At 36.5% G+C, this 405-nt stretch carries 1 pseudogene; it reads right to left on the minus strand.

Annotated elements, in window-relative coordinates:
• Positions 1-69 precede the first annotated feature (69 nt).
• Positions 70-405: pseudogene (locus B3J44_RS15660) on the minus strand (hypothetical protein); the annotation flags it as partial.

The following is a 405-nucleotide window of genomic DNA, read 5'->3' on the forward strand; positions in this document are numbered from 1 at the left end:
TAATCCTTTTTTTGAGTTTTTTAAAAGCCTTTGTCGCTTTGAACCTATGTAACTTTGGGCCTTAAAGAGTTATTTGCTTCCAAACAACTTTCCAATAAAACCTGCGATTCCTCCTTTGCTTTTGGTCACTACAAGAACATCTGCAACGTCAACTTTTCCGTCGTTGTTTTGGTCAAGGCCAAATTGCATTCCGTATTTAGAAATGGTGTCCATTATTCCCGAAGCTTGTCCGCTGTTTCCTGAAATTGAATTTATAATATCTGAAATTTGAAAACTGCTATCGTTCGGATCTTTTGCTTTATTCACTAGAGAACCTAAAATCTGTGGAATTAAATTGGAAGCAACTCCATTTGAATCGGAACTGCTTAAACCGAATTTTTCGCCAAGATTTCCACTTAGTTGTTG

The sequence above is a fragment of the Flavobacterium sp. UBA4854 genome (genome assembly GCF_002399805.1).
In the GTDB taxonomy this organism is placed as follows: domain Bacteria; phylum Bacteroidota; class Bacteroidia; order Flavobacteriales; family Flavobacteriaceae; genus Flavobacterium; species Flavobacterium ginsengisoli.